The organism is Gymnodinialimonas sp. 202GB13-11 (assembly GCF_040932485.1).
Lineage (GTDB): Bacteria > Pseudomonadota > Alphaproteobacteria > Rhodobacterales > Rhodobacteraceae > Gymnodinialimonas > Gymnodinialimonas hymeniacidonis.
In genome coordinates, this window is record NZ_JBFRBH010000002.1 from 1 (window position 1) to 24,435 (window position 24,435).

Here is a 24,435-nt window from a genome sequence, read left to right on the forward strand (position 1 = left end):
TATGAGGGCATCGACCACACAATAGAGTTTGTTCGTGGCTTTATCACATGTCCGTATTCTGACGGTGTCGCTGACAAGCTCGTGGAGACGGTGAACGAGGTGTATGGCCTTTACGCCTATCGACTAGAGAGTCCGTTGTACTCAGACAGCGCCTATCCAGTTGTGGTCGAAGCAAGCGATGTTGTGCTTGAAGCTGACGGCACAATCCGTAGCCGCGATGCGCTCACTTGGTTTGCTGAGAAAACAGTTGGGGAGGCGCGAGACGCTCAAGTTGCAGAAACCTGGTGGAACATTCGCTCTTACATTCTTGGGCGTCCACATGGTTCGCGTTCGTCATTGTTTGTGAATCAACATGCCGGAGTTCACATGCGCAAAATCCTAGAAGCGTTGAATAATAGTGGCATGTTTGGCCCCATTAAAGAGTCATCGCTTGATATGCTGTCTGAAAAGAAACGCGACACGATCAGTGAGACGCTGATCCGCACGGCAGTAACAAACTGGGACAAAACCAGTGAGAAATTTGATTTCGAGCTGCGCGGTGAGACATGCCAAGCGGAGGTGCGTGATACGTGGGATGATGGCGAAGAGCTGTCCATTCGCGTCAAGATTGGCAATTACGATTTGTATGCCTCCGGCTTCTACTATGAGAAGGGCGACCGCATCACACACACCGATCCTACGGGAAAGCAGACGATAGCTGAAAAGTTTCTGTAAGTTGGTAGCCTCGCTTCAGCTTTGCCCTGTAGAGCGCGCGCATAGCGTCGGCAGCGCGGCCCAAGTCCTCAAAACAGTCAATTCGGTGCCGCCCTTGGTGCCGATGCGACCCCACTCGCGCAACAGCGAGACGCCACCAAAGAGGTCAGGCATCAAGCGCAGCCGATAAAAGCGATGCATGTTGATGTCGCGATCAACGCGCTCGATGCGGATGTCATCGGGGAACATTTCAAGCTGCTGCATCGGACGCCGCCTCCCGCATGACACGGCTGATTGTGGAACGATGGACGTTAAACAGGCGCGCAGCTTCGGCCTCGGTGCGCTTGCCGGATCGCACCAGATCGCGGATTTCCTTGCGCTGATCGTTCGACAGCTTTGGCTTGCGCCCTGGGTGGCGTCCCTTCTTGCGGGCGCGCTCCAGACCGGCGCGGGTACGCTCCCGGATCATTTCGCGCTCGAACTCGGCAAAGACGCCGACCATTTGCATCATCATGCGCCCTGCGGGCGTTGTCGTGTCGATGGCTTCTGTTAATGACCGGAACCCGGCTCCAGCGGCGTCGATCTTCGCCATGATGGAAAGCAAGTCTTTCAGGGAGCGAGACAGCCGGTCGAGCTTCCAGACAACCACAACGTCGCCGTCACGGAGCTGATCGAGCATCCGGTGCAACTCTGGTCTATCCCAGCGCCCACCGGACGCACGTTCCTCGAACATGCGCTCGCATTTCGCCGCGTGCAGCGCGTCCAGTTGCGCAGCGGTGTCCTGGTCGTTGGTCGATACACGGGCATAGCCAAAATTCATACAGTCATTGTTGCGCTTTCTTGTTGCTCAATCAAGCTATTTCGCAACATATTTTTGCAACAACTGGCAATAGGGCAGGGGAGGGTGACTTAGACCGCCCTATTCCCTTTTTTCATGATCGTTCTTGTGACTGATGGATCGGCTAGGGTCAGCGGGGCAGGGCGTGTTGCGCAATTGACCGTTTTTGGCGAATAAGTTGTGGCAAGGGGTTTATGTCCGATGTGCGGGACCGAAGCCGCCATTGGCCACGCGGGGCAATCGTGTAAGCTGTTAAAAAATGGAGGCTGTTTTGATCGACCCTTATCTCACCGGAATCTTGCTCGCATATGGCGTCTTCATGATTGGGATGTTCACACCGGGGCCAAATATCCTCGCGGTGATAGGCACATCGATGTCGGTGGGGCGATCAGAAGGCAAGGCTTTGGCATTGGGTGTTGCGACAGGCACTTTTTGCTGGTCGATGCTAACCGCACTGGGCCTGACTGCCCTTGTATCGACCTATGCGTCGATAATGATCTTCCTGAAGATCGTTGGCGCGGTTTACCTCTTGTGGCTGGCGTTCAAGGCGTTCAAATCTGCCATGACCGTCAAAGAGTTGGACGTGCGGCCAGTGCGCTTGGATGGCGGACCAGTGGCTTTCTATCGCCGTGGCCTTTTGATCCAGATGACGAACGCCAAGGCGGCGTTGGTCTGGATCGCGATCATGTCTCTGGCTATGGATGGCCAAGCCCCCATCTGGGTCGCTGCTTTGGTGGTCGTTGGCACTAGTATCATCTCAGCAGTCGGCCACGTGATATATGCGGTGGCATTTTCGACATCTCCCGTTGTAGCTGCCTATGCGAAGGCTCGGCGATGGATTGAGGGCGTTCTTGGAGTCTATTTCTGCTTCGCCAGCTACAAACTCGCGACATATCGCGCCTGACCAAGACGATAGTATGGGCTCTCTCCAGACCTTCCTGGCAGTGCAGGATGTGCCAAAACTCAACCGTTTCTGTCACCAGCGATAACGACCGTTTTTGGCCAATAGGTTCTGTCAGGGGGTTTGTGTCCGGTGTGCGGACCTCACTGCCGTTCACCCAATGTCCGCTATCCTTCACAGAAAGACGCGGAGATACCGGCCTGAACGGGGCGTTCGACATACGTCGAGAGAGCCACGTAACTCTTTGTCGAAACGACCTCGGGAAGCGCATAGAGACGCGCCAGCAGGGCTTCCATCGCTTGCGTGCTTTCCATCCGAACCTTCAGGATCATGCAGGTGTCGCCCGTGACGGAGTGGATTTCTTCGACTTCCGGCAAGGTTTCGATCTGCATAAGCGCATCGCTCTTGCCCCAGCCGGTCGTGTTAACGTGGATAAACGCGAGGAACCGCTTTCCTGTCATGGTTGGATCAAGTTGCGCGGTCACGGCCTTGATGCGCCCGCTCGCCTTGTAGCGTTTTACGCGTTCATGCACGGCTGGAGCCGAAAGCCCGACCGCCGATCCCAGATCGGCATAGCTCTGCTCTGCGTTCTGGGTCAGAAGCCCTAACAGTTTTCGGTCGATGTCATCTAATCCATGGGCGTCTTTACGCATTTGCCGAACCTCGTTCGATTTTTTCCTACGTAGGCAAAACAGGATACCGTTCATATCTCATTTTGTCTATTCAAGGACAAAAATGGACGAGGATATGAATACAATTTGGCTCTTGATGTGCGCCATCGGCGTTGTTGGCTCAAACTCGCTCGTATTGAGCCCGATCGCTGGCGATGTGGCAGGGTCGTTCGCAGGAACTGGCGCTACGGACGCCATGACGGCCTCCGCCGTTTACGGTGCCGGGACAGCGCTCAGCGCATTGTTTCTTGCGCCGTACGCTGATCGCATAGGACTACGGCGCGCTTTGTTTTTGGCGCTGTTCGGGCTTGCACTGTCGCTCGGGGTCAGCGCTGCGTCCCCTGCTCTACTGGTGTTGATATTGGCGCAAGGCACTGCCGGTCTCGCCGCAGGATTAACACTGCCAGCGATCTACGGGTTGGCTGCCGATCTGGCTCCGAAAGGTCATGAAAGCGAGACCTTGGGCAAGGTTTTGACAGGCTGGACGCTGAGCCTTGTGGCAGGTGTATCGCTGTCTTCGATAATCGCAGATTTTCTGCACTGGCGCGCCGTGTTCGCCATTCTGGGTATCGTGAGCTTGTTGCTCGTCCTGTCGCTGCGCCGCGCCGATATTGTCGAGTGCGCCACATCGGGCAAGGTTACGTCGCCGTTGGTGGCGCTGAAGATTTCCGGACTGCCGCCGATCCTTTTCGGGGTCGCTTGCTATATGGCGGCTTTCTATGGCCTCTATGCTTATCTGGGCACACATTTGACGGAAACTTTGGCTCTCTCCACCGCCCTCGCCGGGGTCGCGGCACTGAGTTATGGCGTGGGGTTTGGCGTTGTTGCCCCACTGGATCGCCTGATTGATCGACATGGCGCGTCCCGTGCCGCGCCCTTTGTCTTTGGCGCGCTACTGCTTGTTTATCTTGGCCTTGCGATAGTTTCACCGCTTTGGCTTGCAGTGTTGGTCGCGTGCTTTGCGTGGGGTGCAATCAATCACTTGGGCCTGAACATACTGGTCGGACAACTTACGGCCCTGTCGCCAGATCAGCGCGGCACCATTCTGGGCCTCTACAGCGCGGTGACATATGCGGCCATGTTTGTCGGCACGGCAGCCTTCAAGCCTGTTTTTGAGCTCTACGGCTTTGCGGCGGTCGCTGTCCTATCCGCAGTTTGTATCGCGCCCCCACTGTTCGCTGCTATCAGAAGTGGCCCACAGAGGACCCCAAAAGCCGACGTTCGCTATAACGCACAAAATCGTAGATGAGGGCTCACTCCGGACCTTCTCCGCAGCGCAGGATGTGCCAATACTCAACCGTTTCTGTCACCGGCGATAACGACCGATTTAGGTGAAAAACTCGACCTACTACATCTTGCGTTTGGTCGAAGCGCGCCTGTCCTGACCTCGACCAGATAGTTCAGGGTATTTGCGTCAATTTCATGCGTCGGCCATGCTATCTGCCTTATTCGTTTAGACGGGTCACTCAGAAATTTGGGCTACTTGCCGACCTATGGCCACCTAGTGAATCCTGATCTCGGGATCACTGGGTACGACAGGCAAAAGCGATTTCAAGCTGGCAACGGGACGGGCAGTGTCACCGTAGGGATTATTTTCGCCCACAGCCAGGTTTCGAACCGATGTCAGTTCGGGAAAAATTTGAAATAGCTCATCTCGCGCTTCTTGCCTCATCATCTTCAAGGCCATCGGCCCAGGGTAGAAACTCTCCGATTTTGCATTCTCTGCGAAAATAATCTGATGAGCGTCAAACAAAAGGTGTACGTAACACACCTGTCGTTTGCCATGTGCTACACGAACACCTGGCATCGTTTTGGCCAGGTGCTTGGCTCGAACCAATTGCTCTTCGCCAAGGCTCATGCAGTGCTGTGGCGAAACCAACAGTGGCCGCTCGTTTCCAAGCACGTGAGCATTGATGAGAACCGGACGCAGTTCAGGTGATGAACTCAGTTCCTTTAAGCCCAGTTGACGTATCCCAATCCACCGGATTGGTTGTGGCCCATTGTCGACCGTGCAAACCAAATCCCCCACACGCAGTTCTTCAATCAGAACGCTTCCGCGAGGTGTTAATATAGCCGTGCCCGTTGTGAAGCAGATAACCCCCGTGTTGTCGGCTGTGAAACTGCTGCGGTCGGCCCCTGTGAAGGTGAGTGATCCATCGCCGATATCTGTGTTGTCGCTGAAATCACCTGTTGACTGATTGAGTATGCCGTCGTCGTCAAAATCAGCACGCAGTTCGGTGAGATCGGTGTAGAAATTTGTGAGGTCTATAAAGTCGTTGTTTGTGGCATCGCCATCCCCAAGCGAACCGGTGTTGCCTGAGTTGAAATCCGAGATCGTGTCATTGCCACCTCCGACAGAGTAGACAAACACATCATCACCAGAGCCACCTGTCAGGCTGTCATCACCCGTACCCCCAACCAGAGTATCATTTCCCGATCCACCATCCAGAATATCCGGACCACCAGAAGTTCCTGAAGATCCGGACTGGATCAGGTCATCGCCATCACCGGCGTAAATCGTATCACTGCCTTGGCCGGTGGTAATTGTATCGTTGCCACCGCCGGTATCCACGGATATCCCGGCAACATCTCCGGCATAACCAACCGAGTCGTCACCCTCAGTCAGGATGATATGTTCGATTTCAGAGAAGGTTACTGTATCGGTGCCATCGGTGATTGTCCCGCTTTCAGAACCGTCCCAGGACAGGGTCACACCTGTTGAAGCGTCACTAAAGTCGAGTGTATCGCTATCGGCCCCGCCCTCGCCGCCAAACACAGTGTCGTTACCGAAGCCGTCCTCAAAACCTATTGCGTCGCTGCCATCGCCTCCACTGATGAAATCATCACCGCTTCCACCTGTGATCGTGTCGTCGCCATAAGAAGCATAGATAGTGTCATCACCGGCACCACCGTCAATACTGTCATCATCCGATGAGGGTTCCACCTGTTCGAGGCGCAGCGCATCAACTGCAAATGTCAGATTGGGATCGTTTGCCCAGATATAAATACTATTCTCAGTTTCTGTGTGCGTAACAGTCTGCTCAAAATAGCTCCATTCACCAGTGACTGAAACACGATCCGATATAGGATTGCTTCCACCTTGACCTGATTGATAATCGACTGTGATTTCCGCGTCAGGTCCATCCGTACGAATCCAATAACTGACACGGTAGGTTTCTCCGACTTCCATATCCTCGGTGGGGATAGAGAGCCGAACACCTCCATAATTAAAGTTGTCAAAAGTGTCATCTGAAGTGATGACAAGCGCATCATCACCTGTGATCGAACCTAACGTGCCGTTCACATCAAAGGTGGCCTGACTGTATTGGTTGACACCATTCAAGTTATCGAAATCGTTCGAGTAGATTGTTTGTACGATGTCGCTATCGACCGAACCATCTGAGCCCATGAGGATATCGTCACCCTCGCCACCCTGTATGGTATCATCGCCATAGCCGCCACGTACGAGGTCCGCGCCATCTCCACCCGATAGCTCGTCGTGACCTCCTCCTCCTTCTACCGTATCATCGCCGGAGCCACCCGAAATCGTATCCTCATTTGCCCCCCCTGAAAGAGTGTCTTCTCCGGCCGAGCCAAGTATTTCAGTGAAGAATTCGAACTCGGTTGTTCCGCCCAAAGTGGCGTCATGCGATCCAGTGCTTGTGCTCCCTCCTACACTGAAATCAGTGGTCCCATCGCTGATGACGATCTCGTTTCCATCATCTGCAAACGCAACGGAAAAGTTCGAAGGAAGGTTTGAGAAGTCGAGTGTATGGCCTTCCGCAGCTTCGCTGATTGATGCCCAGAAAGCGGGATCGTTCCAGTTAAACTGTGTAACGGTGTATGTAGTCATCAGTTATGCTCCACGAATGCGAAAAGCCTCGCTAGCGACCAAGAGTGTCATTAAAATTATGGTCACGCTCGCCTTCATGCTTGTGCCTTTTCAGTTCCAACTCGCAATACGATCAGCGCGCACAAGCGTAAAAGACCTGCCGACGCACATCGTAGTACTTGACTGATTTATCTTTGGAACCAGCTAAAAATTCGTATATTTTGTGTTCAAAGATAGGCATTTTTCGGGGTCTGTGAGGAAGCTGGTCTTATCTTGACGCCTGCAAAAACAGTTGCGGATTGAAGACTACTTCACAATCAGTTCATAGGATTGGTTCATATCGAAAACCGCAGGTGCCAGAATGTAATCATTGCCCTGGCCTCCCTGAGTTGAAACATATGAACACTTGAGCACAGTTCCGATTTCGGAAATCAAGATGAGTTCGTGACTGCAGGCTTTTCCAACCAGAGCTTCGACCACACCCATCCCAGTTGAAAACAACCAGTGATCTCCAAGAATTATGTCATCGTACGAGGAGAGTGTTTCGCCGAACATAACCCCAAATTTCACGCGAACTGAATTCAGAGAGATCTTCTGAAGCTTGAAGTTGTTGTTTGCCTCTGATCCAGGTCGATCAAAGCCGATTGGACTATGTCGAGAGAACGAAACACTAGCCCGACTTCCAAGAATATTCGCTGCGAAGTTACTGCGACTTATCATGATGTACTGACCGTCATATCTTGAATTTCACCAGAAAAGTGTTGGTTCGAACCAAGAGGTGTTAGGTGTACGATCTCGAAAATCTGTGAGGCCATAGGCGGTCGAACATTCTTTGCGATCCGCTCTGACGAAGGCACAGGTGCCACTGGTATGTCTAACGTCTTCGACATCTTCTACTCTTTTACCCTCAATCAATAGCTTCGTACTCGGCAGCTGGGTTGATAAAGATCAACTATGAAAAAAATGGGGCAAAATCGTTGTGTTTTCTTGCACTTATTCCTGATATACACATTCAGAAGAACAGAGGCGACCCGGAAACTCTGAACGGATGGATTGGGTGGGTTTTCCACTTCTGATACAGCAGCGTGCCGGGACGAAGAAACAGCCATCGTTCCAATGACGATGGCGGTGTTCAGAACCAGCATGTGGACTGAGAGCAGCTTGTGCAAAAATAATCAAGGTAATGCGCAGACGTTTGCTCGGTCTCTTAAGTTAGGCGCTTGTCGTCTGGTACCAGAGAATGACACTTAAGCGCATTCTCACGAATGTTATTCATATCAACATAAATGTCATTAATTTCTGACACTTAGATGTCATACTTTTCGGACATCTCGATCATAGTCCGCTAACATCCTAAACACGAAAGCTTTTTAATGCCTAAATTTTAAGCAGCCTGCTATTATCGCTGTATTTATCTTAAAATCTAAAGGTAGTGAATATTTATCCACAGAGTTACTCACAGAGATTGTAGAGAATTCTATGGCGCTTATTTATGAAGCGAATCCGCACCTGATCGCCTGAGCATTGCAAATAACCCTATACTCCAGCATGCGCCGCTTCCCCGGCGACGAGGCCCGGAACAGCGGCACAAAGGCCTGCCGTTTGTCGGTGATCTCGACCAGCGTACCAAAGGCGTCAAAACACACCGCCTCAATCCCGTCGAAGACGGGTGGCAGGTCAGTGACTGAGGCCACGGTCACGATCCACCTCCCTGTCGATCTCGCGTTCGTTCTCGACCTCTTTCTCGCTATGCACTTCGCGCGCGTCCTTGATCTCCAGCTTTTCGCGGGGCTTGTTCAAGACCTCTTCAAGACGCTCCTTCACGGATGGCTTGCGATCTTCACGCTCGACCTCCCCGTCCTGCTCCAACTCGCTATGCCCATCCAGTTTGTGAACAGCCGCCTGCGGCCCCTGCGTTGCATCGCGGTCCAAAATGCTTTTCAGCCGGTCACGGGCATAGTTGCGGCCTCTGCCCTGTTCTTCGTCACTCTGCCCACCACGATCCTGACCGCGATCCGTGATCCGCGCCAACCGCTCCCGCACGTCATCCGTGACCCTGCCCTTGGATGTAGCGGCTCTGAGCGCCGCCAGACCGGCGGACACACGCCCTTCCCCGGCCTCGCGCTCAATCCCGTAGGTCTCGCGCGCAATATCCAGCCGTTCACGCATTTCGCGGAAGACGGCGCGGGCCTGGCGGGCGGCGTGGACGACCGCCCCGCGCTCCGTGACCGGAACATACTGACGACCCTCACGCTCGGCCATAGCCTTCGCGCGTCGCTCCATGGAATTGGCCGCTGGCCCCAGCTTCAGCTCGGGGTCGCGGTCCAGCTCCTCGGCCTTTAGCTCGTCGCCGCGTTCCTGCGCCGCCTCGCGCTGCTTCTCAAGGGATCGGTGATCGACCCGCTCGGTCTCACCGACACGCTCAAGTGCCCGGTTCTGCAACTCGGCCCAGACGCCGCGCATCTGCTCGATCTCGACGCCGCCGGTCCTGGCAGAATCCAGCACCCGCGTCTTGGCCGTGAACCCCTCCGGTTCAAGCCGCCGGGTGCTGGTCAGAACGTGGGCGTGATGGTTACGCTGATCGCCTTCGCGGTGCGGCGCGTGGATCGCCACATCGACGGCAACGCCGTAGCGACTGACCAGCTCCTCGGCAAACGCGCGGGTGATCTGCGAGCGGTCCTCGGCACTGATCTCGGACGGGAGGGCCAGCTCCCATTCGCGGGCAGTGACGGAGTTGCGACGGGTCTCGCTGGCCTCGGCTTCGTTCCAGAGACGGGACCGGTCCGTAGCCCAGTCAGGCGCATTCTCGGGGGCGACGATGAACGTCTCCTCGATGCCTTGCTTGCGAGTGTAGTCATGAACCCTGCCCTCGCGCTGGCACTCGATGCGCTCACCCGCACGGTAGGCACCTGCCGCCGTTGCGGTGCGTCCGGCAGAGCGTTTGATCGTCTTAACGGAGAGGTGGTAGCTGGCCATCAGCGCGCGCCTCGCCAGAGACGGAAACGCTGCCGACGCGCGCCGCTGCTGCCCCCGGTCAATGACCCAACATTGGCCGTCCGGTCAGCCGTCTTTTCCCCGGAGGCCCGCGCCCCACAACGCTGGGGCCGGATGGGAAAAGACAGCCCCGTTGAAGGGGTGCATTGCACCTCTGAGGCGCGGGCTTGCCTGTCATCTGACCCCAGATCCCCAGCCTTATGATGAGCGGGATATGGGGACAGATGACAGGCGGTTTGCCACCGGCAAACCCGGTAAGGAAAGACAGGCCTACGACTGTTATTCCGCGCAGCCCGCAAGCGCGATACCCCCGGCAATCCAGCCCCGGCCACGGGGCACAGGATGCCGCCAGGGTGTCGCATTGCGGGACGCCATCCAACCGCGCAGGTTGGTTCTGGAGGGTTTGGGAGGGCGAAGGCCGCTCCCATTCCGGCGCGCATCGCGTCGGACGGAGTTCGCCATCGGCTGAGGCCCTGCCTCAAGGAGATCGCACGCAAATCTTGGAACCGCAGGTGAAGAGTTTGCATAAGTGCGCCCTTGTCCTTTACAGGCCTACGGGTAATCTCTACCCTTCGAGGTTGTAAGTCAAACTTTTCCACCCACAAATCCAAAAGTGGAAACCCGCGATATGGCAGAGACAGAACTCGAACGCGCAGAGAAACGATACGCCCAGGCCAAGGCCCGTCTTCAGGCTCTGAAGAACCGGGAGGCCACCCGACAGCGCAAACTGGATACCCGGCGCAAGGTGATCCTGGGCGGTGCGTTGCTCGATCTGGCGGAACGGGATTCCGGTGCTGCCGCTATGCTGGATCGGCTGGTGCGCAACCTCGCCCGTGAACAGGATCGCAAGGCCTTCGCGGACTGGGAGGGAACGTCACCCGACAACACCGGAACCCCTGCGCAGTCCAATGAGGAGGAACAACCCAATGGCTGAGAATGACCTCGAAATTGAGATATCAGACGAGCTGTATGCGGCGATTGCAAAGCGAGCCAAAACGAACAAGCGGACGCCGGAGGAAGAGGCCCGCGCCATCCTAATAGCTGCGCTCCGACCAGACTTGAACATCGTCTCTTGATCCGGTTCATTCGCCTCGCCTTCTGGCGGTTGTTCCGGGTGATCCAGGTCACGGTTGTGACCCCGGTTCTGATCGGGGGAACGCTGGTCTATGCGGCGCTCGGTGCGATGGTCGGGGCACTCGTGGCCTTCCCCTTCGCATATGCCATCCTGCGGACAGAGCCGGGAACGAACCCGTGGGAAAATGCGATCTACATTCCGTTCATGATTGCCGGGGCCATCGTCGGGGCGGCAGGATGGATTGACCGCTCCGGTGCGGCGTCGTTCTTCGGACGCTGGCAGGGGGACAGTCACGGCTCGGCCCGGTTCGCAGGCAAAAAGGAACTGCGCGACCTGGAACGGGCGAACGGGCTTCTGATCGGGCGGAACCCCGACACCGGCAAGCTGCTCTCCTATGACGGTCCTGCCCATCTGCTGACCCTCGCTCCGACACGGGCGGGCAAGGGCGTCGGCACGGTGATCCCGAACCTGCTGATGGCGGAACGCTCGGTGCTGGTCATCGACCCCAAGGGCGAGAATGCGCGGATTGCCGGAGCCGCGCGGGAACGCTTTGGCACAGTCCATGTCCTCGATCCGTTCGGGGTGAGCGGCAGGCCCTCCGCCGCCTACAATCCATTGGATCGGCTTTCGGCGGATAGCCCTGATCTGAGCGAGGATGCCACGTCGCTGGCGGACGCGCTTGTTGTGGACCCGGCCCACCAGACTGGCGATGCCCACTGGAACGAGGAAGCCAAGGCACTGATTGGCGGATTGATCATGTTCTGCGTGGCGCACGAGGAACCGGCGCGGCGCAACCTCGGGGCCGTCCGGGAATATCTTACCCTGCCCCCGGATCGGATGGCAGACCTCGTGAAGCTGATGCAGGACAGCGATGCAGCAGACGGGCTGGTGGCCCGCGCCGCCAACCGCTTCGCAGGAAAGGCGGACCGGGAAGCCGCCTCTGTCCTGTCGAATGCACAGCGCCACACTCATTTCCTGGACAGCCCCCGGATCGCAAAGGCAATGGCGGGGTCGGATTTTCAATTTGCGGACCTGCGCCACCGGATCACGTCTGTGTTTCTCGTCCTGCCACCCAACAGGCTGGACGCCTACAGCCGCTGGCTGCGTCTTCTGGTCTCCCAGGCCCTCCAGGACATCGCACGTGACGCAGAGGGGTCAGCGACACCGGCAAGCCCTCTGATGCCTCAGATCGCCGCTCAGAGGCCCGTAGAGCGCTTAAAACGCCCTGCCCTGTTCCTGCTGGATGAATTTGCGGCTCTGGGCCGTCTGGAGGCTGTAGAGCGCGCCATGGGGCTGATGGCGGGGTATGGCCTCCAGCTCTGGCCGATTTTGCAGGACATGAGCCAGCTCCGTGATCTGTACGGCGCGCGGGCCTCGACTTTCGTAGCCAACGCGGGCGTTCAACAGGTCTTTGGCGTAAATGACTATGAGACGGCCAAGTGGCTGAGCCAGACGATGGGTCAGGGCACCATTGGCTATCAGACGGAAAGTCACAAACCCGGCGACATGCCCACGACCGGCACGTCCATCACGGGCCGCGATCTTCTGACCCCCGATGAAATCATGCAGCTCCCGCCGGAACTCCAGCTGCTGCGCGCCCAGGGCAAGCCCACGGCGATAGCGGGCAAGCTGCGCTATTACGCCGACCGTGAATTTACCGGGCTGTTCGTCCCGGAAAACCATTGATCCAGAGGATAACTCGCCATGACAGATGAAACACCGACCGACCGCCCTGCCCTTTCTGATGCGCAGCTTCGCGAACAGTTGGATCGCATGGGTGATCTGACAATTGATATGTCGGAACAGGTTCATGAACAGACCAAGGCGATCAATCATATCTCCACGGTCGCGTCTGAAGCGCGCCGCGCTGCAAAGGCGGCAGAAAAACAGACTGACCCGGAACATTACGGCGAATTGGTAGGCCAAACGGTTGAGGGACGCCTTGATGAAACGATCAAGAAGATGGATCGCGCCTCCGTCGAAGTCTTGAACGGCATCCAGAGGTGCAATGCATCGTTTCAGGAAACGACGACCATGCATTCCAAGACTTTGAGTTTGATGGGTGAGCTTCGTGAACAGCACCAAAAGGACAGGCAACTGTCCCGTTGGGTCGGTCTTGGTGGTGTCGTTCTGGCTGTAGTGGTGACCATCGTTCTTCCTCGTTTCATAGCATCTTTTGAAGAGGGATGCGTGGTTCTGGGTGGAACATGGACACAAAGCTCTACAGGCGTTGATGTCTGCGTTTTCCCTCAACCTTGACGATGTAATGGGCTGTTTGAGGCAGCGCCGAGTCGTAAACTGGGTGTTATATATGTGTTAGAGTCTGTGTTACGCGAATCATCGCTACCTCTATTACCTTGAAATAATTGACTGAATCAGCCTATTTTTAGCGCACTGGTGGGTGATATTACGATAAGGGGTGTGTGATCTTACGAAAGATGGTGTGTGATCTTACGAAAGCCTGTCGGTGTGTGAAGTTACGAAGTGCCTTGCGTCGGTGTGTGAAATTACGAATAGTGTGAGCATGGTGGGTGATATTCCGAAACAAGACCGAACGCCTCTCCTCCCCTTGCGACATGCCCAAGGGGATTTCTTTGTGTGCGATATTTTCGACGCCGCACCCAAGGGCGACATGGCCTCGATGGCGCACCCTATTTTCACCCTTTCGACCAAGCCTGACACCAAAAAGCGCCGCTATGTGGCCGCTGATCGAAAAAGCTACGTTGAGATCAGGCCCAACATGATTGGTCTTGCAACCGTCCATGACCGTGACGTGCTGATCTACTGCATTTCTCAAGTGATGGCCGCTTTGAATGACGGGCAGCAGGTTCACAGAACCCTCCGATTCAAGGCGTATGATCTTCTTGTAGCGACTAACCGCCCTACCGCCGGGACCGGCTACACGGGATTGAAAGCAGCCTTAGAGCGCCTTCAAGGCACCCAGATCGAAACCAACATCACAACGGGCGGTGTGGAGCAGATCGACGGCTTTAGCCTGATTGATCGTTATCGGATCGTCCGAGAAACCCGTGATGGTCGAATGCTCGATCTTGAAGTCACCCTTTCCGATTGGGTGTTCAATGCCATTGCTGGTGATGATGTGCTGACACTTAACCGGCGCTATTTTCAGCTCCGAAAGCCTCTGGAGCGCCGTTTGTATGAGCTGGCGCGCAAGCAATGCGGGACGCAGCCGGAGTGGAAATGCGGCCTGGACAAGCTGAAGGCTCGAACCGGCTCGACGTCCTCGGATAAGGAATTTCGCAGGCTTGTTCGGGCGATCTGCAAGGCAGACGAAGAACACAACCACATGCCGGATTATGCTTTCCGACTGGATGCGGACATTCTCATGGTGACACCCAAACCGGAGTTTCTGGAAAACTACATAGCAAAGCCAGAACAGGACGGCCTGACAGGCGGCTATGTCCTGCCCCTGTCGCCAGACACGCTGGAACGCGCAAGGGAGTTGGCCCCGACGTGGGATATAAGGGTTCTGGCTGGAGAATGGCGGACCTACGCAGCTAAACAGAAGGAACCACCGAAGAACCCGGACGCCGCGTTTCTCGGATTTTGTAAAAGCTGGTTCAAGAAACGCGGGCGCAACGGTTGGTAGAGTGCTTACTCAAACACTCACTCACTCAAATACTCAGACCATAAATCACGGGTGATATCGGAGATTGAACGGCCTTCCTCGACCGCCCGCATCTTGATTTTTCGATAAAGCGTTTCTTCGATCTCGGCGTTCAGGCGTTTCTTCTTCTCGGTCGTTTCTGTGATTTCGTGCAGGATGCGTTTGCGGGCATCGTCGCCTCGGCTCGGACGTTTTGCAGATAAGGCCATTATGCGACCTCCCTTTTCGCAGGTGCCAGCATCGCCAGTATCTCGTCGTTCAACGCCGTAGTCTCCGCCCTTGCTTTGGCGTTGTCCGCGTCGAACACGGTCAGCCCCTCAGATGCGGTCTGAGGATATACCTGCCGTTGTGTGATCGTCGTTTCGCAGACTGGCAAAGCGTAGTCATCTAAGGCTGTCCGCACATCGCTGCCAAGCCGGGTTCCCTCCACGACACGGGAAACCACAAACGCGGCACGCGGCGAACCGTCTGTCACTTCCTGGCGGGCCTTGATGAAATCCACCAAGTCCGACGCGGCCCAAATGTCATATGGCGATGGTTGAACGGGGATCAGAACGAAGTCGCTGACTTTGATGCAGGCCGCGATCATGTCTTCAAGCTTTGCTGCGCCGTCGATCACCACGTAGTCGTAGTTTGCGGCCATGCTGGTCAGCGTCTTGACGTTGTTGGGACGGTCTAACGCGACCAGTTCAATGGGATTGTCCTCACTGGCTGCGTGCCAGTCACGGGCGCTGCCTTGCGGATCGCTGTCCACCATTAGGACCGAGTGTCCCAGCTCGTGCAGCGATCTGGCGAGGTTAGTGCTGATGGTAGTCTTCCCACTACCACCTTTCGGATTCAGGACGGAAATAATGCTCATACTCTACCTCATTTGTGTTTTTACTCAAAAGAGTAACTGAGTGTTTGAGTTGAGGCAAGCTTGATTAAAGGTGCTGCCCCACATCCATGCTTTGGTGCAGGATGCGAATGACCTCGATCCCAGCCTTGGTCATCCGAAAGAACACAAAGTGCTTTCCAACAGCATGTTTCAGGTAGCCTGAACGAACGTCCACGTCGCGCCCGCGTTTCTCGCCGCGCGCAAGGCTGCTACAGGTGTTCTGAATATCATCTGTATAGCGGTCAGCTTGGTCGGCCCCCCATTCTTCGACGGTGTAATCCCAAATGTTATCGAGGTCCGCCGCTGCGGCAGGCGAGAAGGTGACAAGGCTCATCCGTTGGCCTGGTTAAGTTCTGCCCGTTTGCGAGCCTTGAACTCATCAAAGTCAAAGGGCTGAGGTTTCCCAGACTGCTCGCCCTCAATCAGAGCGTCTTGGAGCGCCTTTACCTTGCCTTCATGCTCTTCGAGCAAGCGCAGGCCGGCTCGCACAACATCGCTGGCCGAACCATAACGACCTGCCTGAACCTGGGTGTTAATAAAGCTGGCGAAGTGATCGCCGAGCGACATAGATGTATTCTTGGGCATGATGCACCTCCTAAGAAGATCATATACCAATTATTGGTATTCATCAAGGATACACATTTACTCAAATGAGTATTTCAGTGCCAAAGGAGCCATTCAAATTAGTGGGGCAGGGGGCGGCTGTGCGGACAAACCTGCCGTTCAAGGTTCGTTCTCAAAGGTCCGGTTTTCGATTACTAGCAATAAACTCAAATCATCAACCAAAGCATCACGACTGCCATTCCTACCATCATCAGGTTTTCAGTGAGACTTACAAAGCCAAGGGGGACGTTTGAATTTCCTCCGACGCAGGCGCATTTGAGCTCACGTTTGTCGATATAGACGGCCTTGAAGACACTCGCGGCTCCAATGCTAGCAACGAAAAGTGCCGCGGGAGCTGATATCCAGGTCAGGATCATGCCGATCATGAGGATGCCCGCGCCTGTTTCCACGAATGGATAGATATATGCGTAGGGCACCCACCTCCGCGCAAGCAGGTCGTAGTTGAGAAACATCGTGGAGAAGCCCTCAATATCGCGGAGCTTCTGCATCCCCAGCAGGATCATCGAGACCGAGATGAACCAACCGAGTGTTTGCCAAGTGATTGCGCCGAGGAACCCAATGGAGAGCGCGATGGCGGTCAGAGCTGCGACAGCAAAGAGATAAAGCACTGGCCGGTAAGTGGTTGCCTTCGGGTCCCAACCGGTCAGCTTCTCGCGCAGGTCCGTGTAGCCGCCAACGCGTTCGCCTTCGATCCATGCTTGGGGCGTTGTTTTGACGTCATGCTCGGCTTTGAAAGCGTCAACTTCGGCGCGAGTTCGGAAAAGCCTATCATCGACATCATACCCCTGACGTTCCAGAAGCCAGCGCGCCTTTTGACCGGATGGGCACAGATGATCTGTTAGAGCCATCCGGTAAAGCACAGCTGTCTTCCCCACCGCCACGTCGGCCGGGTTCGTATCAATGTCTGCAACGTCGCGCGTGTCTTTGGGCATTGGCTTCTCCGTCAATGTACTTGCGTGAGCATGTCTCGTTTCTATATACCCCCCTAGGGTATATAATCAAGAGTGCGAGCTTTGGTTCCGTACTCGCTCGACTTTTTGTCGGCCACCATGCGAAAAGAGACTATGCACGAAAACCGCGAAGCCACTTTGAAACGTCTCAAACGCCTTGAGGGTCAGGTCCGAGGGATCGCCCGGATGGTGGAAGAAGACCGCTATTGCGTTGATGTCCTGACACAGATCGCGGCTGTACGCGCAGCATTAAAAGGTGTCGAAAAGCTCGTGATTGATGATCACGCGTCGCATTGTATCGAGGATGCACTTGCTTCGGGTGACCGGGAGGATCAGCGGGCGAAGTTCACCGAACTTCTTGAATTGCTCGATAAGGCACGCGGCTAAGCCTTCACAGATTGATGGGTGGCGTCGTTACACTGGTGATGGTTGCAGTTGCCAGCAGGATTAGAACAACGGCCAGCATTTCCATTGAAATAGAACGCCGCAGGGCATGGGTTGCACCGGGTTTCTCAGCACGCAAGGCAGGGACCAGCCTCACCTTATTCCAAGCTGCAAAGCCCAGAAGGACAGCAACAATGGCGACTTTGACCAGAAGTGCTAAGCCGTAGGCCGTTCCAAATAATGCAATGGTAGAGCCTGAAAGCAGCCAAGCGAGCGATGTGCCTGCGAGAACTAGAGCAGCCACGCCGCCAGCGGCGAGCTTGCCAAAGTGGTGCAACAGTTCAGCACCATCAGAGATGAGTGCCGCCCGCCGCAAAGGTATGAGAGCGCCAACCCAGAAAGCAGCGGCTAGAAGATGCAGCACCAGCAGGACTGCCAGGGCTGCTCTGGGCTCCCCAAGAGCGTGGCCAACTTGAGCAAAGGAAATAGCTATAGCGACGCTGCCTGCCAGAGCGATCCATTGTCCAATACGTGGCACCAGAATTGCAACTATCGCAAGTTCGCCTATCCCGCGCCAAATCGCGGCGGTACCAAGTGGACTGTCCCAAACGAAGCCGAGCATCATTGGGTCGGTCGCGCCCTCGATGCCCATCCCGGATATCCGTGCAGCACGAATGCCGAACCGGATAGCCAGCACAGCGAGACCGACTAGCGCCGCACCGACAGCGAGCTTCCGTGCCAGTCGGATGACAGATGCTTCTGCATGCTGAGAAAAGACGACCGAAAACAGCACGCCCCCCATCGCGAGCAAAGCCGCGCCATAGCCAATCGCCTTGGCCAAGATGGCCAAAACGACAAGACCGTCGATCGGTGCGAGTCCGGTCACTCAGTGACCGTGAAGGAGAAGCTGCCCTGCATCGGGTGCCCGTCTGAGGCCATACCGCGCCAGTCGAAGCGATAGCTTCCAGGCGTAAGCTCTTCCAATGGCAAGGCGCGAAACTCCGTAGCGGGGTCCATACCTGTCTCGCGTTCGATTTCGACATCGCGATCCGAAGAGGTGAGCGTGACTGAAATGATGCGCATCGGATCATCGAAGCGCATTGAAAGCTCGGGCACTTCCGTAACAGTCGCACCGTTGGCGGGTGTTGTTGCCTCAGATTTCGAATGCGCGAAGGCAAGAACAGGAGCAATTATAACGGCCAAGCCGAGAAGAGTTTGTTTGATCATCTGTAACTTCCTCTATTCGGACTGGGCATTAAGCTCGTCGTGATACTGGCGAAGGTCATCGGGCCACGTTGACTTGATGAAGGAGAGCACCGCAATGATCTCTTCATCGGTGAGCACACCCTCATAGACAGGCATGCCAGATGGTGGCGCGTTTTCCATCAGACCGGCAAGCCCATATTTGGTCAGGGTAAAAAGCGTTTCATCGTCATGGTGCCACGTATGGCCTGTGGCGTCATGCGGCGGTGCTGGAAGCAAACCATCCTCGCCACGAATGCGCCAGTTTGGCTGCCCCTCTAGGCGCGCACCATGGCAAGCGGCACATTGGTCTGCGTAGATGCTTTGGCCCACTGCGATCACTTCGGCGTCGTCAGGCGTCAAAATACCAATCGTCTGGGAAGGTTGCGCCAGAACAAATGCGGCTGCGAAACCGGCGAGCGTGAGCCCACCGGTTAGCAAAACGGCTTTCCGACCTACCATCAGGTGTCGAACGGTTGCGCCGTACCAGCGCGGTAGTATACCGTGCCGGTTCCAGCCTCTCCACCAAATGCAATGACATCGTAGCGGGCGGAGGGGTCGTCGCCCATGCCAGGAGAGCCCATCGGCATGCCCGGAACAGCAAGCCCAGTGATGTCTGTGCGATCCTGCAAGACTGCTTCCAATGCTTCGAACGGCACATGCCCTTCGAAGACATAACCATCCGCTTCAATGGTGTGGCAGGAGGCGAGCTCAAGCGGAATGCCGCGCTCTGACTTTTGCGCCTCCGGATCGGTTAGTTCCTCGACGGTGACGGCGTAGCCGCGTGCGCGAGCTAGGTCAGCCCAGGCGTGACAGCACGCGCAGCCGGGAGAAGCGAGAACGCGCATAGGTGTGCCAGCGCGAGCAGGCAGAGCGGCTATGACAAGAGTAGTTGCGGATAGGGTAGTGAAGTGACGACGTGTGATCATGTCTGTCGGTCCTTTGATTTGAAAGTTGAATGGACTGCGGGCTAGCGCCCGTTGCCGCTCAGACTTTCGGAGGACCGGTTGGGACAGCTAGCGTCAGGTTTGCAAAGTCGAAATCGGCGTGCAGAACACCAACAACCGATCTGTTTGCGGGATTGTCCGGCGAAATCTCCGACGTGGCCGCAAGATCGCCAAAACAGGGGGTTGATCCCATTCCGCTGGTGGCATCGCAGCAGTCCGCGAGTGCCGTCTCAGCATCAGCCAATGGATCGCTTTTTGACATTTCTGCGTGGTGGTCTGCGTGGCCCGATCCATGGTTTAAGCCATGCATAACAGACGCGGTGGATGCACCGGCGAATGCAACAACAAGAATGATCGACAGCACTAAGCGAAACATCCCCAATACCTACTGGGGGTATATTGCTTTGGCAAGTGTCGCCGCAATCGAGCCTAGTTGCACCCGTTATGGCTGCGCCACATCTCCGGATCATGCCCGTCAGGAATAGAGCCGCAAGGATCATCTGAATAACCGCGTAGCACCGAATACTGGTTGATTTGGGCATCGGTCAGAAATGGCAAAGTCAACAGATGGGCATTCAGATGGACGAGGCGGAGGGCCGCCCGCGCTTGACCTGCTTCGGCCACCAGCCGTTCAAGCGCCTCGGCATCAGGCGCACCGTTTTGAAAGGCTGCGTCCAGCGCTTGTTCAGCTGCGACGAACCGCTCCCCGGCAGTTATGGCGTCTGCTTGCATCTGCGCTCGGATCGCCTCGATGTCGTCGCGCTTCCGCTCGCTCAGCCCGATTTGATCCGCTAGTTCGAGGAGGTGCATTGGCCCTGGAACACCATTGAGTTCGGCTGCTCGCGCAAGTCCCCATCCGCCGCCGCGCGCGATTTCTTCCAAGTCTTGTTCCGAAAGAGACTTAATCAGGCGCGTTTCTTCGCCTGCGTAAACCGAAGGCGTCGATCCATGACTTCCATCATGGGTCTGAGACAACAAGACGGCGGGCAAGGCCATCATAAGAAGTGCGACGTTTGCGATACGCATTGTTGAAGTCCTTGTTCGATCCAGCGTTGGGACCAAGGTATTGCATGACGCGGGTGAAACTGAACATGATAGAAATCATGTCGGATCATTGGCTTCATTGTTTTGAAGGCGCACCCCAGCGAACTTTGGAAGAAGGCGAAACGCTGTTTCGTCGAGATGATAGCGTCGATTGGGCGTTTCTCGTCAGAGAAGGACGAATTTCTCTTCGGCGGGCGCTGCGAGACGGTGCGCTTTTGACACTGCACACGACCAATGCAGGTGATTTGGTCGCCGAAGCGTCCCTTTTTGCGGAACGATATCACTGCGATGCTGTTACGGAGATAGCGACAACGGTCTCCATGATCCCCAAAGCCAAGTTGGTCGCGCATTTGGAAAATGTCGCCTCGTCAGACCGTCTTTCGATCAAAGCGTTCGAGCGCACAGCGCGAGAGGTCCAAAGCTTGCGGACCCGCATTGAGATTATGCGCAGGCGAAAAGTGGCAGATCGTCTGGATGCCTATCTCGAACTCTTCGGCTATCCGCAAGAGGGTGAGTGGGTGCGCGTCGCTGATTGGATTGGGGTTAGCCCACCGGCTCTTTACCGTGAACTTGCAAGGCGTCGACTGCATGGCGCGAATAAAACATGAGCGCAGCTATCTGTCGTGAAGTAGGACTCTCATCCCAGCACGGAACAGCTGTCGAAAGCACTGTTTGCAAATCAGTGTTCGTTCCCGCAAAGCTCATGGTCGGCCAAAGACGCGAGCACGTAGCAGTCTTCCGAAACGCCTTCACCGTCGCAGCCCTTGGATATTCGACTGAGCTCTTTCTCAAGCGTTCGTAGACGTTTGATCTTTGCCCGAACGTCCGAAAGCTGCGACGCTGCAATATCCGTCGCAGCCTCGCACGACCGGTCTGGATGATCCTGAAGGTCGATCAAAGATGAGATTGCCTCGATGGAGAAACCCAGATCACGGGCGTGTCGGATAAAACTCAGTCGCTCCAACCCAGCTTTGTCGTAACGCCTTTGATTGCCTGCCGTGCGCTCAGCTTCGGGCAAAAGCCCCATTTCTTCATAGTAGCGTATGGTCGGAACTTTGACCTTTGTGCGCTTTGAAAGCTCGCCGATAGAAAACATAAAGAAACCTCTTGAACCTCTAGTTACTAGAGATTGTATATGAGTTGGGACAACAAGAGAAGAGTTCCAAATGTCCCACGATTATCTATCTGAAACGCCGCTCCTCGACTATGAGAACCCGGCAATACAAAAGCTCATCGCGCAACGCGGGTGGGCAGCGCTGTCAGACGGCGAGCGTATCGGCGCAGCTTATGACTTTGTCCGCAACGAGATCTTGTTCGGCTACAATTCTGACGATGCCCTACCAGCATCTCAGGTGTTGGCGGATGGATACGGCCAATGCAACACCAAGGGCACGCTGTTGATGGCGTTGCTGCGCGGCTTGGGCATCCCTTGCCGCTTTCACGGCTTTACCATCGACAAAGGATTGCAACGAGGTGTCGTGCCAGAACTGGTCTATCCGCTTGCCCCGCGCAACATCATCCACTCGTGGGTTGAGGTGCAATATCGCGGAGAGTGGCTAGAGCTTGAGGGCTTCATTCTGGATCAAGACGTTTTGTCGGCGCTTCAAGCCGCGTTTCCAGAGCGCTCTTCGCTTTGCGCATACGGTGCTGGAACCGATTGCCTGCAAGCGCCAAACGTTGCTTGGACTGGTCAAAGTACCTACATCCAAAAGACAGGGATCAATCGGGATTTTGGGGTCTTTGATAGCCCAGATGCGTTCTACGCAGGCCATCGGCAACTTACAGGATTTCGTGGGCTAATCTATCGACTGGTCATTCGACATTGGATGAACAGGCGGGTTGCGCAGATGCGTGCGGGACGTGTCCCGACGATACCTGGTGGGGACAACAATCTTGTACCTGCTAGGTCCATTTCGATAGAAAAGGATGCCGTGTGATGGCTGGTTGTTGCGGACATGACACCAAGTTTGACGGCGTTTCAGATGATTACAAAAGGCGGCTGTGGATCGTCATTGCGCTCAATGCGACGATGTTCTTTGTCGAGATGACAGCGGGTCATCTGGCTAAATCGCAAGCGTTGCAAGCTGACGCCCTCGACTTTGCGGGCGATGCACTGACCTATGGCATTTCGCTGGCGGTCATCGGGGCCTCGCTACGTGTGCGAACGAATGCGGCACTGTTTAAAGGCGTCAGCCTTCTGTTGATGGGCCTTTGGGTGTTCGGATCGACGGTTTATCGCGTCTTCTATGTTGGCGTGCCGACGGCTGAGATCATGGGTATCGTCGGCTTTCTTGCGCTGCTCACAAATCTGGCAAGTGTCATGCTGCTGGTCCGCTACAAGGACGGCGATGCCAATGTCCGGTCGGTCTGGCTGTGTTCACGCAATGACGCCATTGGGAACGTGGCCGTGATGTTTGCCGCCCTTGGTGTGTGGGGCACGGCAACAGGTTGGCCTGACCTAATCGTGGCAACCATCATGGCCGGTTTGTTCCTATCATCTGCATTCCAAATCCTACGCCAAGCCTTGGAGGAACGACGCGAAATGACCCAGCATGAACATGAGGCCGCATGATGCCAACTTTCTTAGTCTTCACCGGCCTTATGATCGCAGCGGCTACGTTCGCCGCGATGCTTTGGTCCATCGCATTTCCTGCCCGCCGCCTTTGGCCGCCAAAGCGTTATACTATGGCCACTCCTATCCTGGTTTGGGTTCCGACATTCACTCTCTTTGGAATCCTGATCGTCCTCGGCGTCATTGAATGGGGAAGCCTGCCAATCCCGTCTTGGCTGCGGTTCGGAGTTGGCATTCCGCTGATTGTTGCTGGCAACGTCATCGTGTGGTCAGAGGTCGCGCAGTTCGGAATAGCCCAAACTGGCGGTGCAAAAGGAACGCTTCGAACAAGCGGCATGTATCGCTATTCCCGCAATCCACAGTACGCCGCAGATATAGCAATGATTATCGGCTGGATCGTGCTTTGCGCGTCGTCTGGAGCGGCGCTAGTCGGCTTTGCAGGAATAGCAGTTCTAATTACCGCGCCTTTCGCCGAGGAACCATGGCTCGAGGAGCAATACGGTTCCCCGTTCGAGAACTACAGGGCAAAGGTCCGGCGGTTCTTGTAGGCAAATGACCAAATGCAAAAGCAGACCTTCGCCATGGTGCGGCATCTTGGTAGGTCTGGGCTCTTCGGGAGCCTTCGCCGCGCTTTGTTTAAACGGCTGCACTCAGAAAGTCGCTATTGATGGGGCAGGGGAGTGGCCTTCGATTCAAGGCTTGCTTGGAGAATGGCGGTCAGGAGCAGGAATTTACGCAACCGTTACTTACACGTAAGTTGACATTTCACGTAAAATATATTATCACGTGTTCATATTTTCTACGTGAGGAGTGATTTTGTGGAATTTCGAGCGCCTTCTGTGGCTACAGAACTTAATGCAAAAGCCGTCAAGTACCTTACCGAAAGCCTGGCTGACCCCAAAGCTAGTCAGCAGGTGCTTGAAGGTGTGATGCAAGAACTCGGCAATGCTGTTGATGGGTATCCTGATTGGCATCCTATCCTGACGAAGCCTGAAAATGGCTCTAACCAGCACGTCGCATATCTATCGCAAGTCGAAGCCTATGAGGGCATCGACCACACAATAGAGTTTGTTCGTGGCTTTATCACATGTCCGTATTCTGACGGTGTCGCTGACAAGCTCGTGGAGACGGTGAACGAGGTGTATGGCCTTTACGCCTATCGA

31 protein-coding genes and 1 pseudogene are annotated in these 24,435 nt (G+C 55.5%); 14 read left to right on the forward strand and 18 right to left on the reverse strand.

Annotation, left to right across the window (positions count from 1 at the left end):
* Positions 1-714, forward strand: a 714-nt coding sequence (locus V8J81_RS20350; protein WP_368477696.1) for a hypothetical protein, incomplete at its 5' end; no start/stop codon positions are given.
* Here the strand turns inward: V8J81_RS20350 and V8J81_RS20355 are convergent.
* Together V8J81_RS20355 and V8J81_RS20360 are read right to left on the reverse strand one after the other, a co-directional pair.
* A pseudogene (locus V8J81_RS20355) lies at positions 677-957 on the reverse strand (WGR domain-containing protein). The gene V8J81_RS20350 and the pseudogene V8J81_RS20355 overlap by 38 nt on opposite strands.
* Positions 944-1,513, reverse strand: coding sequence for a recombinase family protein (locus V8J81_RS20360; protein WP_368477697.1), 570 nt, complete (start codon positions 1,511-1,513; stop codon positions 944-946). Before V8J81_RS20360 ends, V8J81_RS20355 begins: the two are co-directional and overlap by 14 nt.
* A 277-nt stretch (positions 1,514-1,790) precedes the next feature.
* On the opposite strand from V8J81_RS20360, the gene V8J81_RS20365 reads away from it, so the two are divergent.
* Positions 1,791-2,435 (forward strand): LysE family translocator, encoded by a 645-nt coding sequence (locus V8J81_RS20365; protein ID WP_368477698.1) that lies wholly within the window; start codon positions 1,791-1,793, stop codon positions 2,433-2,435.
* A gap of 164 nt (positions 2,436-2,599) precedes the next feature.
* Here V8J81_RS20365 and V8J81_RS20370 read toward each other — a convergent pair whose 3' ends face one another.
* Positions 2,600-3,085 carry an Lrp/AsnC family transcriptional regulator gene (locus V8J81_RS20370; RefSeq protein WP_368477699.1) on the reverse strand — a complete coding sequence of 162 codons (486 nt, stop codon included), beginning with the start codon at positions 3,083-3,085 and terminating at the stop codon, positions 2,600-2,602.
* Positions 3,086-3,179: 94 nt separating this feature from the next.
* Between V8J81_RS20370 and V8J81_RS20375 the strand changes: the two genes are divergently transcribed.
* Positions 3,180-4,352, forward strand: coding sequence for an MFS transporter (locus V8J81_RS20375; RefSeq protein WP_368477700.1), 1,173 nt, complete (start codon positions 3,180-3,182; stop codon positions 4,350-4,352).
* A gap of 252 nt (positions 4,353-4,604) precedes the next feature.
* Here V8J81_RS20375 and V8J81_RS20380 read toward each other — a convergent pair whose 3' ends face one another.
* The 3 genes from V8J81_RS20380 to mobQ all read right to left on the reverse strand — a co-directional run bounded on the left by V8J81_RS20380 (position 4,605) and on the right by mobQ (position 9,911).
* Positions 4,605-6,956 carry a Hint domain-containing protein gene (locus V8J81_RS20380; protein WP_368477701.1) on the reverse strand — a complete coding sequence of 784 codons (2,352 nt, stop codon included), beginning with the start codon at positions 6,954-6,956 and terminating at the stop codon, positions 4,605-4,607.
* Between the two features lie 1,469 nt (positions 6,957-8,425).
* Complete coding sequence (locus V8J81_RS20385; protein WP_368477702.1) at positions 8,426-8,635, reverse strand: hypothetical protein; 210 nt, start codon at positions 8,633-8,635, stop codon at positions 8,426-8,428.
* On the reverse strand, positions 8,613-9,911 hold the full coding sequence (gene mobQ, locus V8J81_RS20390; RefSeq protein WP_368477703.1) for a MobQ family relaxase: 1,299 nt from the start codon (positions 9,909-9,911) through the stop codon (positions 8,613-8,615). The genes V8J81_RS20385 and mobQ overlap by 23 nt, the downstream gene beginning before the upstream one ends.
* 646 nt (positions 9,912-10,557) lie before the next feature.
* Here mobQ and V8J81_RS20395 point away from each other — a divergent pair.
* The 5 genes from V8J81_RS20395 to V8J81_RS20415 all read left to right on the forward strand — a co-directional run bounded on the left by V8J81_RS20395 (position 10,558) and on the right by V8J81_RS20415 (position 14,614).
* Positions 10,558-10,863, forward strand: a complete 306-nt coding sequence (locus tag V8J81_RS20395; protein ID WP_368477704.1) for a mobilization protein — start codon at positions 10,558-10,560, stop codon at positions 10,861-10,863.
* A complete protein-coding gene (locus tag V8J81_RS20400; protein ID WP_368477705.1) occupies positions 10,856-11,005 on the forward strand; it encodes a FitA-like ribbon-helix-helix domain-containing protein in 150 nt (49 codons plus the stop codon). Before V8J81_RS20395 ends, V8J81_RS20400 begins: the two co-directional genes overlap by 8 nt.
* The gene (locus V8J81_RS20405) at positions 11,002-12,690 is read left to right on the forward strand and encodes a type IV secretory system conjugative DNA transfer family protein (RefSeq protein WP_368477706.1); all 1,689 of its coding nucleotides are present in this window, start codon (positions 11,002-11,004) and stop codon (positions 12,688-12,690) included. The genes V8J81_RS20400 and V8J81_RS20405 overlap by 4 nt, the downstream gene beginning before the upstream one ends.
* An 87-nt stretch (positions 12,691-12,777) precedes the next feature.
* Complete coding sequence (locus tag V8J81_RS20410; protein ID WP_368477707.1) at positions 12,778-13,263, forward strand: hypothetical protein; 486 nt, start codon at positions 12,778-12,780, stop codon at positions 13,261-13,263.
* Between the two features lie 265 nt (positions 13,264-13,528).
* Positions 13,529-14,614, forward strand: coding sequence for a replication initiator protein A (locus tag V8J81_RS20415; RefSeq protein ID WP_368477708.1), 1,086 nt, complete (start codon positions 13,529-13,531; stop codon positions 14,612-14,614).
* A gap of 17 nt (positions 14,615-14,631) precedes the next feature.
* Here V8J81_RS20415 and V8J81_RS20420 read toward each other — a convergent pair whose 3' ends face one another.
* The 5 genes from V8J81_RS20420 to V8J81_RS20440 form a co-directional block, all read right to left on the reverse strand.
* Entirely contained in the window at positions 14,632-14,841 is a 210-nt protein-coding gene (locus V8J81_RS20420) for a plasmid partition protein ParG (protein WP_299832542.1), read from the reverse strand.
* Entirely contained in the window at positions 14,841-15,491 is a 651-nt protein-coding gene (gene parA, locus V8J81_RS20425) for a ParA family partition ATPase (RefSeq protein ID WP_368477709.1), read from the reverse strand. Before parA ends, V8J81_RS20420 begins: the two co-directional genes overlap by 1 nt.
* Positions 15,492-15,555: 64 nt before the next feature.
* Entirely contained in the window at positions 15,556-15,843 is a 288-nt protein-coding gene (locus tag V8J81_RS20430) for a type II toxin-antitoxin system RelE/ParE family toxin (protein WP_368477710.1), read from the reverse strand.
* Positions 15,840-16,094: a type II toxin-antitoxin system ParD family antitoxin gene (locus V8J81_RS20435; RefSeq protein WP_368477711.1), complete on the reverse strand. Its 255-nt coding sequence runs from the start codon at positions 16,092-16,094 to the stop codon at positions 15,840-15,842. Before V8J81_RS20435 ends, V8J81_RS20430 begins: the two co-directional genes overlap by 4 nt.
* Positions 16,095-16,279: 185 nt before the next feature.
* Entirely contained in the window at positions 16,280-17,065 is a 786-nt protein-coding gene (locus tag V8J81_RS20440) for a MauE/DoxX family redox-associated membrane protein (RefSeq protein ID WP_368477712.1), read from the reverse strand.
* Positions 17,066-17,182: 117 nt separating this feature from the next.
* Here V8J81_RS20440 and V8J81_RS20445 point away from each other — a divergent pair, with 117 nt between their 5' ends.
* Positions 17,183-17,470 carry a metal-sensitive transcriptional regulator gene (locus V8J81_RS20445; protein WP_299410708.1) on the forward strand — a complete coding sequence of 96 codons (288 nt, stop codon included), beginning with the start codon at positions 17,183-17,185 and terminating at the stop codon, positions 17,468-17,470.
* Positions 17,471-17,474: 4 nt separating this feature from the next.
* Here V8J81_RS20445 and V8J81_RS20450 read toward each other — a convergent pair whose 3' ends face one another.
* The 6 genes from V8J81_RS20450 to V8J81_RS20475 all read right to left on the reverse strand — a co-directional run bounded on the left by V8J81_RS20450 (position 17,475) and on the right by V8J81_RS20475 (position 20,682).
* Entirely contained in the window at positions 17,475-18,353 is an 879-nt protein-coding gene (locus V8J81_RS20450; RefSeq protein WP_368477713.1) for a CopD family protein, read from the reverse strand.
* Positions 18,350-18,694 (reverse strand): copper resistance CopC family protein, encoded by a 345-nt coding sequence (locus V8J81_RS20455; RefSeq protein ID WP_368477714.1) that lies wholly within the window; start codon positions 18,692-18,694, stop codon positions 18,350-18,352. Before V8J81_RS20455 ends, V8J81_RS20450 begins: the two co-directional genes overlap by 4 nt.
* Positions 18,695-18,706: 12 nt before the next feature.
* Complete coding sequence (locus V8J81_RS20460; RefSeq protein ID WP_368477715.1) at positions 18,707-19,171, reverse strand: c-type cytochrome; 465 nt, start codon at positions 19,169-19,171, stop codon at positions 18,707-18,709.
* Entirely contained in the window at positions 19,171-19,557 is a 387-nt protein-coding gene (locus tag V8J81_RS20465) for a DUF411 domain-containing protein (RefSeq protein ID WP_368477716.1), read from the reverse strand. Before V8J81_RS20465 ends, V8J81_RS20460 begins: the two co-directional genes overlap by 1 nt.
* Positions 19,558-19,696: 139 nt before the next feature.
* Complete coding sequence (locus V8J81_RS20470) at positions 19,697-20,032, reverse strand: hypothetical protein (RefSeq protein WP_368477717.1); 336 nt, start codon at positions 20,030-20,032, stop codon at positions 19,697-19,699.
* A gap of 53 nt (positions 20,033-20,085) precedes the next feature.
* Positions 20,086-20,682 (reverse strand): Spy/CpxP family protein refolding chaperone, encoded by a 597-nt coding sequence (locus V8J81_RS20475; RefSeq protein WP_368477718.1) that lies wholly within the window; start codon positions 20,680-20,682, stop codon positions 20,086-20,088.
* Positions 20,683-20,759: 77 nt separating this feature from the next.
* On the opposite strand from V8J81_RS20475, the gene V8J81_RS20480 reads away from it, so the two are divergent.
* Positions 20,760-21,308, forward strand: coding sequence for a Crp/Fnr family transcriptional regulator (locus tag V8J81_RS20480; protein ID WP_368477719.1), 549 nt, complete (start codon positions 20,760-20,762; stop codon positions 21,306-21,308).
* 71 nt (positions 21,309-21,379) lie between these two features.
* On the opposite strand, the gene V8J81_RS20485 is transcribed toward V8J81_RS20480, so the two are convergent.
* A complete protein-coding gene (locus V8J81_RS20485; RefSeq protein WP_368477720.1) occupies positions 21,380-21,796 on the reverse strand; it encodes a MerR family transcriptional regulator in 417 nt (138 codons plus the stop codon).
* A 70-nt stretch (positions 21,797-21,866) separates the two neighbouring features.
* On the opposite strand from V8J81_RS20485, the gene V8J81_RS20490 reads away from it, so the two are divergent.
* From V8J81_RS20490 to V8J81_RS20505, 4 genes are all read left to right on the forward strand, one after another.
* On the forward strand, positions 21,867-22,637 hold the full coding sequence (locus tag V8J81_RS20490) for a transglutaminase-like domain-containing protein (protein ID WP_368477721.1): 771 nt from the start codon (positions 21,867-21,869) through the stop codon (positions 22,635-22,637).
* Complete coding sequence (locus tag V8J81_RS20495) at positions 22,637-23,272, forward strand: cation efflux transmembrane domain-containing protein (protein ID WP_368477722.1); 636 nt, start codon at positions 22,637-22,639, stop codon at positions 23,270-23,272. Before V8J81_RS20490 ends, V8J81_RS20495 begins: the two co-directional genes overlap by 1 nt.
* Positions 23,273-23,385: 113 nt before the next feature.
* Positions 23,386-23,820, forward strand: a complete 435-nt coding sequence (locus V8J81_RS20500) for a methyltransferase family protein (protein WP_368477723.1) — start codon at positions 23,386-23,388, stop codon at positions 23,818-23,820.
* 270 nt (positions 23,821-24,090) lie between these two features.
* Positions 24,091-24,435, forward strand: a 345-nt coding sequence (locus tag V8J81_RS20505; RefSeq protein ID WP_439649930.1) for a hypothetical protein, incomplete at its 3' end; no start/stop codon positions are given.